Genomic DNA, 309 nt, shown 5'->3' with positions numbered 1-309 from the left:
CGCCTGGTGAACCTGGGTAACGCAACCGGTCACCCAAGCCGTATTATGGATGGTTCTTTTGCTAACCAGGTACTGGCGCAGATTCACTTGTTTGGACAAAAGTTTGCCGACATGGACAAAAAACAGCAGGAAGAATACCTGCGCGTAGAAGTTCTGCCGAAGCAACTGGACGAAGAAGTTGCACGTTACATGGTGCAGGGTTTTGGTGGCGTTATCACCAAGCTGACAGCGGATCAGGCCAACTACATTCACGTTGATGCAGAAGGTCCGTTTAAGACAGACGAGTACCGCTACTAATGAGCGATATCC

At 49.8% G+C, this 309-nt stretch carries 1 protein-coding gene; it reads left to right on the top strand.

Annotated features, from left to right (window positions below):
* A partial coding sequence (locus B3180_RS12765) for an adenosylhomocysteinase (protein ID WP_286844946.1) occupies window positions 1–297 on the top strand: 297 nt, incomplete at its 5' end.
* Between the last annotated feature and the right edge of the window lie 12 nt (window positions 298–309).

Source organism: Idiomarina sp. UBA4206, assembly GCF_002383015.1.
GTDB classification, from domain to species: Bacteria; Pseudomonadota; Gammaproteobacteria; order Enterobacterales; family Alteromonadaceae; genus Idiomarina; species Idiomarina abyssalis.
This window is presented reverse-complemented; position numbering and strand designations above follow the sequence as displayed.